This is a genomic window from Xanthobacter luteus (assembly GCF_040049235.1).
GTDB lineage: Bacteria > Pseudomonadota > Alphaproteobacteria > Rhizobiales > Xanthobacteraceae > Xanthobacter.
Window position 1 is genome coordinate 234,520 of record NZ_JBDZDO010000001.1, and the last position, 13,937, is coordinate 248,456.

Sequence of the window (13,937 nt, forward strand, 5' to 3'; positions counted from 1 at the left end):
CGGGGCGCCGCCGCGCCCTCGCCATGCCTTGCCCCTGGCCGATCAGCCGGCGTCGCTCTCCTGCGCCGCCTTGATGGACAGCACCGCATAGGCCCCCACCAGGGCGAGCTCGGCCATGGTGAAGATGAGGATGCGCGTCATCCCGGCGGGCGCCCAGGCGCCGAGCATCACCTGCGTCAACGTGGCGATCAGCCAGAGCACCACCGCCCAGCCCGCGCGCAGCCACAGCCCCACCCCGGCGATGGGATCGATGATGGCGGCCCAGATCACCGCCGCCTGCGCCGCCATGGGCATGGCCTCGAACCGGGACGGCGTGGCTTCGCCGATGCCGAGAATCACCGCCCAGTGGATCACCCCCTCGAGCAGCAGGAAGGCCGCCACCGCGCGCAGGAACAGGAACAGCCGCCGCCGCCAGGGCGGCAGGCTCTCCAGCGTGGCGCGGGCGCTGGCGTCGATCGGCTCGTACTGGCTCATGTGCCCGGCACCAGAAGTTCGAGTTCGTCATCCACCGGGGCGAAATGGGCGGCGATGACGTCGGGGTCCACCTCGGCCAGCGTCGCGGGGCGCCAGCGCGGGGCGTGGTCGCGGTCGATCAGCGCGGCGCGCACGCCCTCGTAGAAATCGTGGCCGACGGCGACCCGGCTCACCGCACGGTATTCCAGCTTCAGGCAGCCGGCGAGGTCGAGCGCCGGGCCGCGCCGGATCTGCTCCATGGCGATGGAGAGCGAGGTGGGCGACTTGGTGCGGATGTCGGCCGCCGTCGCGGCGGCAAATTCCCCGTCCGGCCCGCCGAAGGCCGCCGCCTCGTCCAGCGCCGCCAGGATCGAAGGCACGTCCGGGCGCGAGAAGGCTGCGGCGATGAAGGCGCGCCGCTCGGCGAGCGGGCCGGGGCCGGGATCGATGCGGTGATCGGCGATGGTGCGCTCCACCTCGCTGCCGGCGACGAGCGCCTCCTCCAGCGCCGGGAAGGCGGCGGAGGGCACCACGTCGGTGGCGAGGCCCACCGCATGGGCGTCGGCGGCGCGGATGCGCGCGCCGGTGAGCGCGAGATAGGTGCCGAACGCCCCCGGAAGGCGCGGCAGCACGTGGGTGCCGCCCACGTCCGGGAACAGGCCGATCCCCACCTCCGGCATGGCGAAGAGATAGCGGTCCCCCGCCACCCGGTGCGCGCCATGGGCCGAGATGCCGAAGCCGCCGCCCATGCAGATGCCGTCGATCAGCGAGACATAGGGCTTGGGGAAGCCGCCGATATAGTGGTTGAGAACATATTCCTCGCGCCAGAAGGCGAGCGCGTCGGCGACCCGGCCGCTGCTGCCGGCGTCGCTGAGCCAGCGCACGTCGCCGCCGGCGCAGAACGCCTTCTCCCCTGCCCCCTTGATGACGACGCGGGTGATGGCGGGGTCGGCCGCCCATCGGCGCAGGCGCGGCAGCATCTCCCGCACCATGGGCAGGGTCAGCGCGTTGAGCGCCTTCGGCCGGTTGAGCGTGATGACGCCTGCGACGCCCTTCTCCTCCAGGATGACCTCGGGCTCCATGGCGTTTGCGCCCCCCTCTTCGCATCTGTCCGGATTTGCCCGGCGACCGCGCCGCAGGACACGGCGGCGATGGGCAAGCCGAGCGTTATGCTCGGCGCGCGCCAGCGTCAACGTGTTGCCGCCGCGCCACCCTCGCGAGGACGCGCCGCAGGCGCTATAAAGGCGCGGCGGCGCCCCGGCGCCGCGCGCCACGAGCCGGGTGGAAGCGCCCGCGCGAAAGCCGGCCGCGCCAGCAGCGGCCGCCGGAAAGACCGATCATGCCCATGACCACGCCCCGCATCCGCCCCGCCGCCGAGATCGCCCCAGCGCCCGAGCGCCCGGTCCATCGGCTCGATCTTTCCGTGCGCATGCGCCGCAACCGCAAGGCCGACTGGTCGCGCCGCCTGGTGCGCGAGAACACGCTCACCGTCGACGACCTGATCTGGCCGCTCTTCGTCATGGACGGCCGGGCGACCCGCACCCCCATCGCCTCCATGCCGGGCATCGAGCGCCTCACGGTGGACGAGGCGGTGCGCGCGGCCGAGGGGGCGGCGAAGCTGAAGATTCCGGCGCTCGCCATCTTCCCCTATGTGGACCCGGCCCGGCGCGACGCCATGGGCTCGGAGGCGCTGAACGGCGAGAACGTGGTGTGCCGGGCGCTCGCCGCCATCAAGGCCGAGGTGCCGGACATCGGCCTCATCACCGACGTGGCGCTCGACCCCTTCACGAGCCACGGCCATGACGGCCTCCTGGAGGACGGGCGCATCCTCAACGACGCCACCGTGGACGTGCTGGTGCGCCAGGCCATCACCCAGGCGGCCGCGGGCGCCGACGTGATCGCCCCCTCCGACATGATGGACGGGCGCGTCGGCGCGATCCGCGCCGGGCTCGACGCCGCCGGCTTCGAGGATGTGCAGATCATGTCCTATGCGGCGAAGTACGCCTCCGCCTTCTACGGCCCGTTCCGCGACGCCATCGGCACCGCCAAGACGCTGACCGGCGACAAGCGCACCTACCAGATGGACCCCGGCAACGGCGCCGAGGCGCTGCGCGAGGCGGCGCTCGACGTGGCGGAAGGCGCCGACATGCTGATGGTGAAGCCGGGCCTGCCCTATCTCGACATCGTCTGGCGCGTGAAGGAGGCGTTCGGCCTGCCCACCTACGCCTATCAGGTGTCCGGCGAATACGCGATGATCGAGGGCGCCGCCCGCAACGGCTGGGTGGAGGGCGAGCGGATCATGCTGGAGAGCCTGATGGCGTTCAAGCGCGCCGGCGCCGACGGCATTCTCACCTATTTCGCGCCGCGCGTGGCGGAGCGGCTGAAGGCGGGTTAGGGGCGGTTCCCCGGCCAAGCGACGGCGCAGCCGGAGCGCCGAGCCGGGGTCCAGGGGAAATTCCGGCGCAGCCGGCAATCCCAACATCCCTCCGCCTGCGGCGGGAGTTGCCGCCTGCGGCGAACCCCTTGCGCTGGGCCCCGGCTCTCCTTCCGCTGACGCTTCAGTCGGCCGGGGCACGGGGGTGCGACCGTTCCCAGCCGAGCGCCGGCACCAACGGTGCCGTTCCCCGGCCCAGCGCAAGCGAAGCTTGAGCCTCGTTCCCCCGGCCAAGCGACACCGAAGGTGGAGCATTGTTCCCCGGCCCAGCGACGGCGCAGCCGGAGCGCCGAGCCGGGGTCCAGGGGAGGCTCCGGCGCAGCCGGCGATCCCAACATACCTCCGCCGGCGGCGGGAGCTGCCGCCTCCTGCGCACCCCTTGCGCTGGGCCCCGGCTCTCCTTGCACTGACGCTTCAGTCGGCCGGGGCGCGCGGGTGCGCTCAGGCGAGCGCCTTCAGCGCCGCCTTGCCGGCATAGCGCGCCTCGTTGCCGAGCTCCTGCTCGATGCGCAGCAGCTGGTTGTACTTGGCGGTGCGGTCGGCGCGGGCGAGCGAGCCGGTCTTGATCTGCCCGCAATTGGTCGCCACCGCGAGGTCGGCGATGGTCGCGTCCTCGGTCTCGCCGGAGCGGTGGGACATCACCGCGCGATAGCCCGCTTTGTGGGCCATCTCCACCGCGTCGAGGGTCTCGGTCAGCGTGCCGATCTGGTTCACCTTGACGAGGATCGCGTTGCCCACCCCGTCCTTGATGCCGCGCGAGAGGCGCGCCACGTTGGTGACGAACAGGTCGTCGCCCACCAGCTGGCACTTCGGACCGATCGCGTCCGTGAGCCGCTTCCAGCCCGCCCAGTCGTCCTCGGCCATGCCGTCTTCGATGGTGACGATGGGGTAGCGGGACACGAGGTCGGCGAGATAGGCCACCTGCTCCTCGAGGGAGCGCGTCTTCCCTTCGCCCTCATAATGGTAGGCGCCGTCCTTGAAGAACTCGGTGGCGGCGCAGTCGAGGCCGAGAAAGATGTCCTCGCCCGGCGTGAAGCCGGCCTTCTCGATCGCGGTCATGACGAAGTCGAGCGCCGCGTCGGCGGTGGGCAGGTTCGGCGCGAAGCCGCCCTCGTCGCCCACATTGGTGTTGTGGCCGGCGGCCTTCAGCCCCTTCTTCAGGGTGTGGAACACCTCGGCGCCCCAGCGCAGGCCTTCCGCGAAGGACGGCGCGCCGGCGGGCAGGATCATGAATTCCTGGAAGTCGATGGGGTTGTCCGCATGGGCGCCGCCATTGATGATGTTCATCATCGGCACCGGCAGCACCCGGGCATTGACGCCGCCCACATAGCGGTAGAGCGGCAGGTCGGAGGCCACCGCCGCCGCCTTGGCCACCGCCAGCGACACGCCGAGGATGGCGTTGGCGCCGAGGCGCGCTTTGTTCGGCGTGCCGTCGAGGCCGATCAGCACGGTGTCGATATGCGCCTGGTCCTCGGCCTCGTAGCCGCCGATGGCGTCGAAGATCTCGCCGTTGACGGCCTCCACCGCCTTCTCGACCCCCTTGCCGAGATAGCGCTCCGCATCGCCGTCGCGCAGCTCCACCGCCTCATGGGCGCCGGTGGAGGCGCCGGAGGGCACCGCCGCACGGCCGAAGGAGCCGTCCTCCAGCACCACGTCCACCTCCACCGTAGGGTTGCCGCGGCTGTCGAGGATTTCCCGGCCGATGATGTCGACGATGGCGGTCATGAAGCGGTCCTTCCCTGATCTCCTGCGTGCGCCGAGGGCGCACGCGGCTTCCCCGTGGCGTCCGCCTGCCGCGCGCGGCACGCCCGCCCCCGGGCGCGCCGCTTCTAGAGCATTTTCGGCGCACATTGAAACGGGAAAACGCCGCGCCCCGCGCGGCGCGCGGTACCGGCCGCGACCAGGGCTCCGCAAGGCCTGGGCGCGCGGCCAGCGGCCCGCTCTCCCCGCCGGACCCCCTTGTGTTTCGCAACGTCAAGTTGTTATCACCAAACGAAAGAGTCCAATGATGGCCAGGCTGCGGCGTCCGCCCATGCCGCCAATCACCGGGGGGAGTGCCATGACCCAGGAGCAGAGCCCAAACGACGCCGGACCACCGGCCGAAGACGAGCGGCTCTATCCGGACGGCCATCCCTTCGACGAGGTCCACTATCTCGAAGCGAAGGTCATTCTGCAGGGCCTGCGCTTCACCTCGGTGCAGAGCTTCTTCGACTTCGCGAAGATCGTCGCGCGGGTCGCCAAGCGCGAGGGGATCGATTTCGACCCCCGGCCGGCCCAGGGGGTGAAGCCGCAGATTCGCGAGGTGCTGTTCCTCGATACCGAGGACTTCAAGCTCTACAACAACGGCTTCATCCTGCGCCGGCGCTTCACCTATGAGGACGGCTTTCCGGTGGGCGACCCGGAGATCGTGTTCAAGTTCCGCCACCCGGACCAGGACACCGCCGCCGCGCTCGACGTCCGGCCGCAGATCGCCGGCAACTACCGCATCAAGTTCAAGGAGGAGATCCTGCCGCTGAAGAACCGGCTCGGCGGGGTGCGCTCCTTGTTCTCGCACAATGTGGAGTTTCCCTATCATCCGCGCGCGGTGGTCGATCCGACCGCGCCGGAGACCCTGATCCGGGTGTTTCCCGCCCTCGGGCCGGTCCTTCGGCTGACCGACGGGCATGTGCAGATGGTCAACCACACGGCGGTGGAGGAGGTGCTGCAGCAGCTCGGCACTTTGGACTTCGGCAAGGGCATGCTCGCGGCCTGCAACGTCTCGGTGTGGCGCACCCGGGGCGAGCAGTTCCAGCTGGTGGGCGAGTTCGCCTATCAGGTCCGCTACGAGCGCCGCTCGGACCTCGGCGCCAAGGCGCTGCAGCGCAGCGACGCCTTCTTTCGCGCACTCCAGGACGAGGCCAAGGACTGGATCCTGCTCGGCACCACCAAGACCGCGGCGGTCTACCGCCTGAAGGGCAACCCGCCGCAAAGCCATGAGTGAGGCGCCCGCTCCCCTTCCTCACGGCGCTCCGGCGACCGACCCGGCCACCCTGGCGCCCGGCACGCCTGTCAGCCTGCGTGAGATCTTCACCGGCTTCCTCATCATCGGCGCCACCAGTTTCGGCGGCGGCGTCGTCGCCTATCTGCGCGCCGGCCTGGTGGGGCGGCGCAAATGGCTCGAGGACGACACCTTCCTGGAGCTGCTCTCCATCTGCCAGACCCTGCCGGGGCTCAACGCCTCCAACATGGCGATCCTGGTGGGCGACCGGCTGCGCGGCACCGCCGGCGCGGCCGTCGCCCTGGCCGGCATCTGCCTGCCCGGCGGGCTGATGATGACCGCCGCGGCCATGGCCTATGCCGCCTCCCAGGGCGCCCACGCGGGCATCGGCGCCGCTTTGCACGGCATCTCGGCGGCGGCGGTGGGCCTGGTGCTGTCGGTGACCCTCCAATTGGGGCGCAAGTCGCTCACCCAGTGGGCGGATTTCCTGTTCGTGGCGCTCACCGTCATCGGCGTGAACGTGCTGCACCAGTCGGTGCTGCTGGTGCTCGTGGTCGTGGGCGGACTGGCCATTCTCTGGTACCGGCCGAGCCACCTGCCGCCCGCCGGGCACGCGCCATGAACCAGATTCCCGCGCTCATCGGCGTCTTCGCCTATCTGTCGCTGCTCACGGTGGGCGGCGGCATGGCCGCGTTCCCGGAAATGAAGACGCTGGTGGTGGACACTTTCCACTGGATGACCTTTCCGCAGCTCATCCACCTTTATTCCGTGGGGCAGATGGCGCCCGGCCCGAACATGATGATGATCGCCGGCGTCGGCCAATGGGTGGCCGGCCCGCTCGGCGCGCTGGTCGTGGTGCTCGCCTTCTTCCTGCCCACCGGGCTCTTTACCTGGTGGGTGGGCCGGCTGTGGAAGCGGCTCGACCACTGGCCGTGGCGCGCCTCGATCCAGCGCGGTCTCGCCCCGGTCTCCATCGGCCTGCTGCTGGCCGGCGCGATCACCATCGCCAAGGGCACGCTCACGGGCGTGGACAGCGCGCTGCTGGCCGCGGCGGTCTGCGGCCTCCTGCTGGCCACCCGCATGAACCCGCTGCCCCTCATCGCCGGCTCGGCGGTGATCGGCTTCTTCCTGTTCCGCTGAGGCGGCGCGCCGATCCTGCGCCCGTTGTCGGCGGGGTTGGGCGCGCGGCCGGCGTGCTCTACAAGGCGAGCGGCCCCGGTCGCGGGGCGGCGGGGCGGCGGCATCGCGCCCGCGTGGCAAGGACCGACCGAACCATGACCGACCGTCCGCTCCAGCTCGGCGCACAGACCGCCCTTCCCGCCTCGCCCGAGGAAGCGGTGCTCGACCGCGTGCCGAACCCCCATGCCGACACCGACTATGTGGCGCGCTTCACCTGCCCGGAATTCACCTCGCTCTGCCCGGTGACCGGCCAGCCGGACTTCGCGCACCTCGTGATCGACTACGTGCCCGACCAATTCCTGGTGGAATCCAAGTCGCTGAAGCTCTATTTCGCCGCTTTCCGCAACCATGGTGCGTTCCACGAGGACTGCACGGTGGCCATCGGCAAGCGCCTCGCAGGCCTGCTGGCGCCGCGCTTTCTGCGCATTGCCGGCTACTGGTATCCCAGGGGGGGCATCCCCATCGACGTTTTCTGGCAGACTGGCACCCTGCCTCCCGGGACCTGGCTTCCCGACACGGGCGTGGCGCCTTATCGTGGGCGCGGTTGACAGCGGGGCACGGTTCGGGGCGCCCCTGCGCCCCCGGAAAGGCAGGCCTCCATGCCGAAGCTCATCATCACCAACGGCGACGCCGCCGCCGCGCGCATCCGCGCGGCGGGCCTGAAGGGCCATCTCGTTCCCTGGCAGGACATGCTCCATGACGGCCCGGTGCCGGCCGACGCCGATCTCGACCGGGTCTCGGACGTGCGCGCCGAGTTCCTCGCCGAGGCGCTCGGCATGGAGCTCGACGCGGTGCGCGCGGACTTCGCCCACCGCGACGCCCAGATCGAGGTGCACGGCGCCTATGGCGAGGTGGAGCTGTGGTTCGAGCATGATCTTTACGATCAGCTGCAACTCATTCAGATTTTGAACTATTTTTCCGATCAACCGGAACGCATGGGGCTGTTCCTGCTGCAGGCCTCGCATTATCTCGGCGTCATGGAGCCGAGCGCGGTTTCCGCCCTTGCCGAGGCCCGCGCGCCGCTCTCCCAGGTGCAGATGGAGACCGCCCGCCAGGCGTGGGAGGCGTTCACCGCCCCCACGCCGAGCGCGCTCGCCGGCTTCGCCCATGCCCGGCACGACAGCCTGCCGCACCTCGTTCCCGCGCTCCGGCGGCTGCTCGCGGAGTTTCCGGCGCCCCGGTCCGGCCTCTCCCTGACCGAGGAGCGCATCCTGCGCCAGCTCGCCGACGGCCCGGCCAAGGTGGCGAAGGTGTTCGCCGCCGTCCACTCCATGGACGAGGCGCAGTTCCTGGCGGACCTGCCGTTCTTCCTGCGGCTCGACGGGCTCGCCTTCGCCCACGAGCCGCTGATCGAGGGCCTGCCCTTCCGCACCAGCGACTGCGGCCCGCTCGCCGTCACGCCGGGCGAGACCGGCGCGGGAGAGACCGCCTACCGCGCTTATGCGGGGGCCGAGATCGCCCTCACCAAGGCCGGGGCGGCGGCGCTGGCGGGGCGCTTCGACCATGCCAGCGAAAACCAGGTGGAGCGCGCCATCGGCGGCACCCGCATCGGCCCGGGCGCCATGTGGCGCTACGAGCGCGCGTCCGGCGACCTGGTGGCGCCGAACTGAGGCGCCTTGGCGCGCGATCCGACCATGGGGAACCGCGCGGTGCCCTATGGCGGTGCATCAACCGCCAGCCTTATGGGACACTGACGGCTCTAGATTTCGACCGGGTTCGCCTTGGCGAGCGCGTCGAACGCCTGGAGCGTGGCGATGAGCCCCTCGATCTGTTTGAGCGGCACCATGTTGGGCCCGTCGGAGGGGGCCCTGTCCGGATCGGGATGGGTCTCGATGAACACCGCCGCCACCCCCACCGCGACGGCGGCGCGCGCCAGCACCGGCACGAACTCGCGCTGGCCGCCCGAGGAGGTGCCCTGCCCGCCCGGCTGCTGCACCGAATGGGTGGCGTCGAACACCACCGGCGCGCCCGTGGTCTTGGCGAGGATCGGCAGCCCGCGCATGTCCGAGACCAGCGTGTTGTAGCCGAACGAGACGCCGCGCTCGGTGACCAGCACGCGGCCGTTGCCGGCGCCGGTGAGCTTGGCCACCACGTTCGTCATGTCCCAGGGGGCGAGGAACTGGCCCTTCTTCACGTTCACCACCTTCCCGGTGCGCGCGGCGGCGACCAGCAGGTCGGTCTGGCGGCACAGGAAAGCGGGGATCTGCAGCACGTCCACCGCCGCCGCAGCAGCAGCGCACTGGTCGATCTCGTGCACGTCGGTGAGCGTCGGCAGGCCGAGCGTCGCGCCGATCTCGGCGAACACCGGCAGCGCCGCCTCGAGCCCCATGCCGCGCTGGGCCGAGAGCGAGGTGCGGTTGGCCTTGTCGAACGAGGTCTTGAAGATCAGCGGGATGCGCCGGCGCGCGGCGATTTCCTTGAGCGCTGAGGCCACCTCCAGCGCGTGGGCGCGGCTCTCCATCTGGCAGGGGCCGGCGATGAGGGCGAGCGGCAAGGCATTGCCGATCCTCACGTCGCCGATGGCGACGACGGCCTCGGCCTCCACGGGCGGCGGCTGGATGGTCATCAAGCGTGGTCCTCGGGTGCCGGGCCTTGCCCGGCGGGCCGCCAAACTAGTGCGGCCCGGTCCCGGTGGGAAGCGGGCGCCGCGCGCAGCGGCGCCCGGCCGTCACTCAGCCCAGCAGGGCGGCAACGCCCTCGCGCTCTTCCAGGAGCTCGTTGAGGGTCTTGTCGAACATGGTCTTGGAGAAGTCGTCCATGGGCAGGCCCTGGACCACCTCGTAGGAACCGGCCGTGCACACCGCCGGCATGCCGAACACGATGCCCTCCGGCACCCCGTAGGAGCCATCCGAGGCAACGCCCATGGAGACCCACTTGCCGTTGGTGCCGTGGATCCAGTCGTGCATGTGGTCGATGGCGGCATTGGCGGCGGAGGCCGCCGACGACAGGCCGCGCGCCTCGATGATGGCGGCGCCGCGCTTGCCGACGGTGGGCAGCAGCACCTCGCGGTACCAGGTCTCGTCGTTGATCAGCGCCGGCAGCGGCTGGCCGTTCACGCTGGCGAAGCGGTAGTCGGCATACATGGTGGGCGAATGGTTGCCCCACACCGCCACCTTCTCGATGTCCTTGGAGGCGACGTTGGCCTTGGCGGCGAACTGGGACAGAGCGCGGTTGTGGTCGAGCCGCAGCATGGCGGTGATGTTGCCCGCCGGCAGGTCCGGGGCGCTCTTGGCGGTGATGTAGGCATTGGTGTTGGCCGGATTGCCCACCACCAGCACCTTCACGTCGCGCTTCGCCACCTCGTTCAGCGCCTTGCCCTGGACCTTGAAGATCTCGGCGTTGGCGGACAGCAGATCGGCGCGCTCCATGCCCTTCGAGCGCGGGCGGGCGCCCACCAGGATCGCGGCATCGATGTCCTTGAAGGCCACCTTCGGATCGTCGGTGATGACCACGCCGGCGAAGTTCGGGAACGCGCAGTCCTCGATCTCCATCACCACGCCCTTCACAGCGCCCTGGGCCTGGGGCAGATCGAGCAGCTGGAGGATGACGGGCTGGTCCTTGCCGAACAGGTCGCCGTTGGCGATGCGGAACAAGAGAGAATAGCAGATCTGACCGGCGGCGCCCGTGACGGCGACGCGAACGGCGGGTTTGGTCATGGAAGAAGGCCCCTTGCCTAGTCAGAGCCCCGGTCGGCTCGGGCGCGCAATCTATGCCGCCGTGCAGCAGAATGAAAGCCGGCTCGGGCGGGGACGAAAGTCGGACCGCGGCCGGAAATTTTCCGCTTCCCCGTCGCCCGGCCTGGCCGGGGGATCCATGCTGCGGCGGGCGCAGGCCCGGTCCTTGGAGCCCCGGGCGGGCGGGCCGCTGGGCGCTCCGGACGCCGGGGGCGTCGGGGACCGGCCGCCGTCCCCGTCACATGATGATGACGTGGTTCGCGAGCTCGCTGCGCTCGCCCGGCTTGGACGGCAGCGGGCCGGCAAGCAGGTCGCCCGCCTTCTGCACGCCGGCGATGAGGCCCTCGGAAAGGCTGCCCTTCTTGGCCTGGTCGGCCACGCGCTCGCAGATGTCGCGCCAGGCGCCGTGGCCGAGCGGCGTGTGCACGCCCTCGTCCGCCACCACCTCGATCAGGTGCTCCTGGGAGGCGGCGAAGATGAGGATGCCGGTGCGCCCCTTGGTCTGCGGGATGCCGTGGGCGAGGAACATCTCGATCGCGGCGGAGCGCGCGGCCGCCTTGAGCGCCAGCCGCGGGACCACCTTCTGCGCCATGTTCGGCAGCATCAGCACGCCCGCGAACACCATGAACATGGCGGCCTGGATGCCCAGGAGCTGCATCGGCCGCATGGGGGTGATGAACACCAGGATCCACGGCAGCGCGAGGGCCGCCAGCGCCGCATACATCACCGAATAGAACGGATGCTGGATCAGCGGCTCGCGCGCCACCACCACCCGGATCTCCGCCGAGGTCTTCGCCTCGGCCGCGGCGACGGCGGCGGCGATGCGCTGGAGCGCCTCCGGGCCGAGCGGCGTCTCCTGCGCGTCCTCGGCGACGGCTGAGGGGGGAAAGAGCTTCATCCCAAGTCTCCCGATGCGCGAGCCTGCAACGCAGGGCCGTGCTTTTCTATCATATCCCACGACGGCGCTGGCGAAAACTCGCGCCGCGGCCGCCGCCACGTCCCTTGACAAGGCGTACCTGAATTGAATGGGTTAGGCGAGTTGCGCGCTGCCAGGGACGGATTGTGACAAAGCCAGTCAAGGTTCTCGACGCCAAGTCTGCGGAATCCCTGTCATCGGAGGCTTTTCGGGCGATCGAGGAGCGCATCGTGACCTTGGCCTTCGCGCCCGGAAGCACATGGTCGGAAGCCGCCATCGCGGAGGCTGTCGCCATCGGCCGCACGCCGGTGCGCGAGGCGCTCCAGCGGCTGGCGGTGGGCCATGTGGTGAAGATCGTGCGCGGGCACGGCATCGTCATTTCGCCCATCGACCTGCAGACCCAGTTGCTGGTCATCGAGACCCGCCGCGAGCTGGAGCGCCTCGTCGCCGTCCGCGCGGCGCGGCGCGTGCTGGCGTCCGACAAGCGGGAGTTGCGGCAGATCGCCGACGAGCTGGAGGTGATCGGCCGCACCCAGCAGATCAAGGAATTCCTGAGCAAGCAGTTCGTCTACAAGCACCTGCTCGCGGACATCGCCGGCAACCCGTTCGCGGCCGCGGCGCTGGAGCCGCTGCACATCCTCACCCGCCGCTTCTATTTCCGCTACCACCCCGATCTCGAGGACCTGCCCCAGGTGACCGCGGTCCACGCCGCGCTCCTGCGCGCGGTGGCGAGCGGCGACGAGACGGCGACCGCGAGCGCGGTGAACAACATGATCGACTATGCCGAGCAGCTGACCCGCCGGATCGTCGAGCGCGAGCGGTAAGGGCCTATTTATCAGCACATGGCGCTGATCCGGAGCGCCCCGTTCGGGGCCGCTTGACGGTCGCCGATTTTTGGATATTTTTGCGATATATTACAAAAATATCCGGAGCGAAGCGCGTGGAACACGGACGGCAGGGCCGGGACGACCGCCCCCCCATCGAGCTTGGCAGCGACGTGCTGGTGGTGGGTGGCGGCGCGGCCGGCCTGGCGGCGGCGGTCACGGCCGCCCGCCAGGGGCTCAAGGTCACGCTGCTGGAGCGCTACGGCTTCTGCGGCGGCGCCGCGGTGGCCGGCCTCTCCGGCACCGTGTGCGGCATGTACGAGGCCTCCGAGGACGACGCCCGCCCGCCGGTCCAGGCGGTGTTCGGCTTCCTGGACGAGTTCGTGGCCCGCATGGAGGCGCGCGGCGGCCTCACCGGGCCGATCCGCTACGGCAAGACCTTCACCCGCGTCCATGACCCGCTGGCCTGGCGCGAGACCGCGGATGACCTGCTGGCGGATGCGGGGGTCGACGTCGTCTACCACACCGTGGTGACGCAGGCGCTGTGCGACGGCGCGCGCCTGGAGGGCGTGCGCGGCTACACCAAGCAGGGCCCGATCACGGTGCGGGCGAAGCTCGTCATCGACGCCTCGGGCGATGCCGACCTCGCCGTCATGGCGGGCCTGCCCTGCACGGTGGGCGACGAAGGCCGGGTGCAGAACCCGACCATGATCTTCCGCATGATGGGCGCCGACGTGGACCGCCTGAAGGCGGCGGAAGGCGAGGATTCCATCCTCGGACCGCACGTCTCCGAATTGATCGCGAAGCTGCACGCCCAGGGGGCATACGTCCTCCCCCGCTCGAAGATCTTCCTGTTCCCGACGCCACGGCCCAACGAGATCCTGTGCAACGTCACCCGCATCATCGGCCGCGACGGGCGCGAGCTGAACCCGCTGATCGCCGCCGACCTCACCGAGGCGGAGATCGAGGGCCGCAAGCAGGTCCGCCAGTACGAGCGGTTCCTCAAGAACCACATCGCCGGCTGCGAGGCGGCCTTCGTCAACGACACCGGCGTGCAGGTGGGCGTGCGCCAGACCCGGCAGATCGTCGGCACGCGCCGCCTTGCCAATGCGGACGTTCTCGCCGGCCGCAAGTTCGCCGACGGCATCGCCCGCTCCCCGTGGCCGATCGAGCTGCATTCGGGCGCAAAGCCCAAGCTCGAGTGGCTCATGGAGGACGTCTACGAGGTGCCCTACGGCTGCTTCGTGCCGGAGCGCGGCGAGGGAATCCTCGTCACCGGCCGCTGCCTGTCGGCCGAGCACGAGGCGCTCGCCTCGGCCCGCGTCACCGCCCAGTGCTTTTCCTACGGCCACGCCATCGGACACGCGGCGGCGATCGCCGTGAAGCACGGCGCCCGCCCCCGCGACATCGACGGCCGCGACCTGCGCCAGGTTCTGAACCGCGACGGCGCGCGGCTCGACTGACCCCCTTCGAAGAGGAG

General features: G+C 70.5%; 14 protein-coding genes. 8 read left to right on the forward strand and 6 right to left on the reverse strand.

Going from position 1 to position 13,937, the window contains the following annotated elements; genetic code table 11:
* Positions 1-42: 42 nt before the first annotated feature.
* Together ABLE88_RS01220 and ABLE88_RS01225 are read right to left on the reverse strand one after the other, a co-directional pair.
* Positions 43-474 carry a DUF6163 family protein gene (locus ABLE88_RS01220; RefSeq protein WP_348829541.1) on the reverse strand — a complete coding sequence of 144 codons (432 nt, stop codon included), beginning with the start codon at positions 472-474 and terminating at the stop codon, positions 43-45.
* Complete coding sequence (locus tag ABLE88_RS01225; RefSeq protein ID WP_348829542.1) at positions 471-1,535, reverse strand: enoyl-CoA hydratase/isomerase family protein; 1,065 nt, start codon at positions 1,533-1,535, stop codon at positions 471-473. The genes ABLE88_RS01220 and ABLE88_RS01225 overlap by 4 nt, the downstream gene beginning before the upstream one ends.
* 257 nt (positions 1,536-1,792) lie before the next feature.
* Here ABLE88_RS01225 and hemB point away from each other — a divergent pair, with 257 nt between their 5' ends.
* Positions 1,793-2,848 carry a porphobilinogen synthase gene (hemB, locus tag ABLE88_RS01230; protein WP_510182835.1) on the forward strand — a complete coding sequence of 352 codons (1,056 nt, stop codon included), beginning with the start codon at positions 1,793-1,795 and terminating at the stop codon, positions 2,846-2,848.
* Positions 2,849-3,328: 480 nt separating this feature from the next.
* Here the strand turns inward: hemB and eno are convergent, their stop codons facing one another.
* On the reverse strand, positions 3,329-4,612 hold the full coding sequence (gene eno, locus ABLE88_RS01235; protein WP_348829544.1) for a phosphopyruvate hydratase: 1,284 nt from the start codon (positions 4,610-4,612) through the stop codon (positions 3,329-3,331).
* Positions 4,613-4,946: 334 nt separating this feature from the next.
* Between eno and ABLE88_RS01240 the strand changes: the two genes are divergently transcribed.
* The 5 genes from ABLE88_RS01240 (at position 4,947) to ABLE88_RS01260 (ending at position 8,653) form a co-directional block, all read left to right on the forward strand.
* Complete coding sequence (locus tag ABLE88_RS01240; protein WP_348829545.1) at positions 4,947-5,867, forward strand: hypothetical protein; 921 nt, start codon at positions 4,947-4,949, stop codon at positions 5,865-5,867.
* Positions 5,860-6,486 (forward strand): chromate transporter, encoded by a 627-nt coding sequence (locus tag ABLE88_RS01245; protein WP_348829546.1) that lies wholly within the window; start codon positions 5,860-5,862, stop codon positions 6,484-6,486. Before ABLE88_RS01240 ends, ABLE88_RS01245 begins: the two co-directional genes overlap by 8 nt.
* Complete coding sequence (locus tag ABLE88_RS01250; RefSeq protein WP_348829547.1) at positions 6,483-7,004, forward strand: chromate transporter; 522 nt, start codon at positions 6,483-6,485, stop codon at positions 7,002-7,004. The genes ABLE88_RS01245 and ABLE88_RS01250 overlap by 4 nt, the downstream gene beginning before the upstream one ends.
* Positions 7,005-7,138: 134 nt before the next feature.
* Positions 7,139-7,591, forward strand: a complete 453-nt coding sequence (gene queF, locus ABLE88_RS01255; RefSeq protein WP_348829548.1) for a preQ(1) synthase — start codon at positions 7,139-7,141, stop codon at positions 7,589-7,591.
* Between the two features lie 51 nt (positions 7,592-7,642).
* On the forward strand, positions 7,643-8,653 hold the full coding sequence (locus tag ABLE88_RS01260; RefSeq protein WP_348829549.1) for a DUF1835 domain-containing protein: 1,011 nt from the start codon (positions 7,643-7,645) through the stop codon (positions 8,651-8,653).
* 89 nt (positions 8,654-8,742) lie between these two features.
* Here ABLE88_RS01260 and kdsA read toward each other — a convergent pair whose 3' ends face one another.
* From kdsA to ABLE88_RS01275, 3 genes are all read right to left on the reverse strand, one after another.
* Entirely contained in the window at positions 8,743-9,609 is an 867-nt protein-coding gene (gene kdsA, locus ABLE88_RS01265; RefSeq protein WP_348829550.1) for a 3-deoxy-8-phosphooctulonate synthase, read from the reverse strand.
* A 106-nt stretch (positions 9,610-9,715) separates the two neighbouring features.
* Positions 9,716-10,699 carry a malate dehydrogenase gene (locus tag ABLE88_RS01270; RefSeq protein ID WP_348829551.1) on the reverse strand — a complete coding sequence of 328 codons (984 nt, stop codon included), beginning with the start codon at positions 10,697-10,699 and terminating at the stop codon, positions 9,716-9,718.
* Between the two features lie 256 nt (positions 10,700-10,955).
* Complete coding sequence (locus ABLE88_RS01275) at positions 10,956-11,615, reverse strand: TPM domain-containing protein (RefSeq protein ID WP_348829553.1); 660 nt, start codon at positions 11,613-11,615, stop codon at positions 10,956-10,958.
* A 164-nt stretch (positions 11,616-11,779) separates the two neighbouring features.
* On the opposite strand from ABLE88_RS01275, the gene ABLE88_RS01280 reads away from it, so the two are divergent.
* On the forward strand, positions 11,780-12,457 hold the full coding sequence (locus ABLE88_RS01280; protein ID WP_348829555.1) for a GntR family transcriptional regulator: 678 nt from the start codon (positions 11,780-11,782) through the stop codon (positions 12,455-12,457).
* A gap of 116 nt (positions 12,458-12,573) precedes the next feature.
* Positions 12,574-13,920, forward strand: a complete 1,347-nt coding sequence (locus tag ABLE88_RS01285) for an FAD-dependent oxidoreductase (RefSeq protein ID WP_348829556.1) — start codon at positions 12,574-12,576, stop codon at positions 13,918-13,920.
* Positions 13,921-13,937 lie beyond the last annotated feature (17 nt).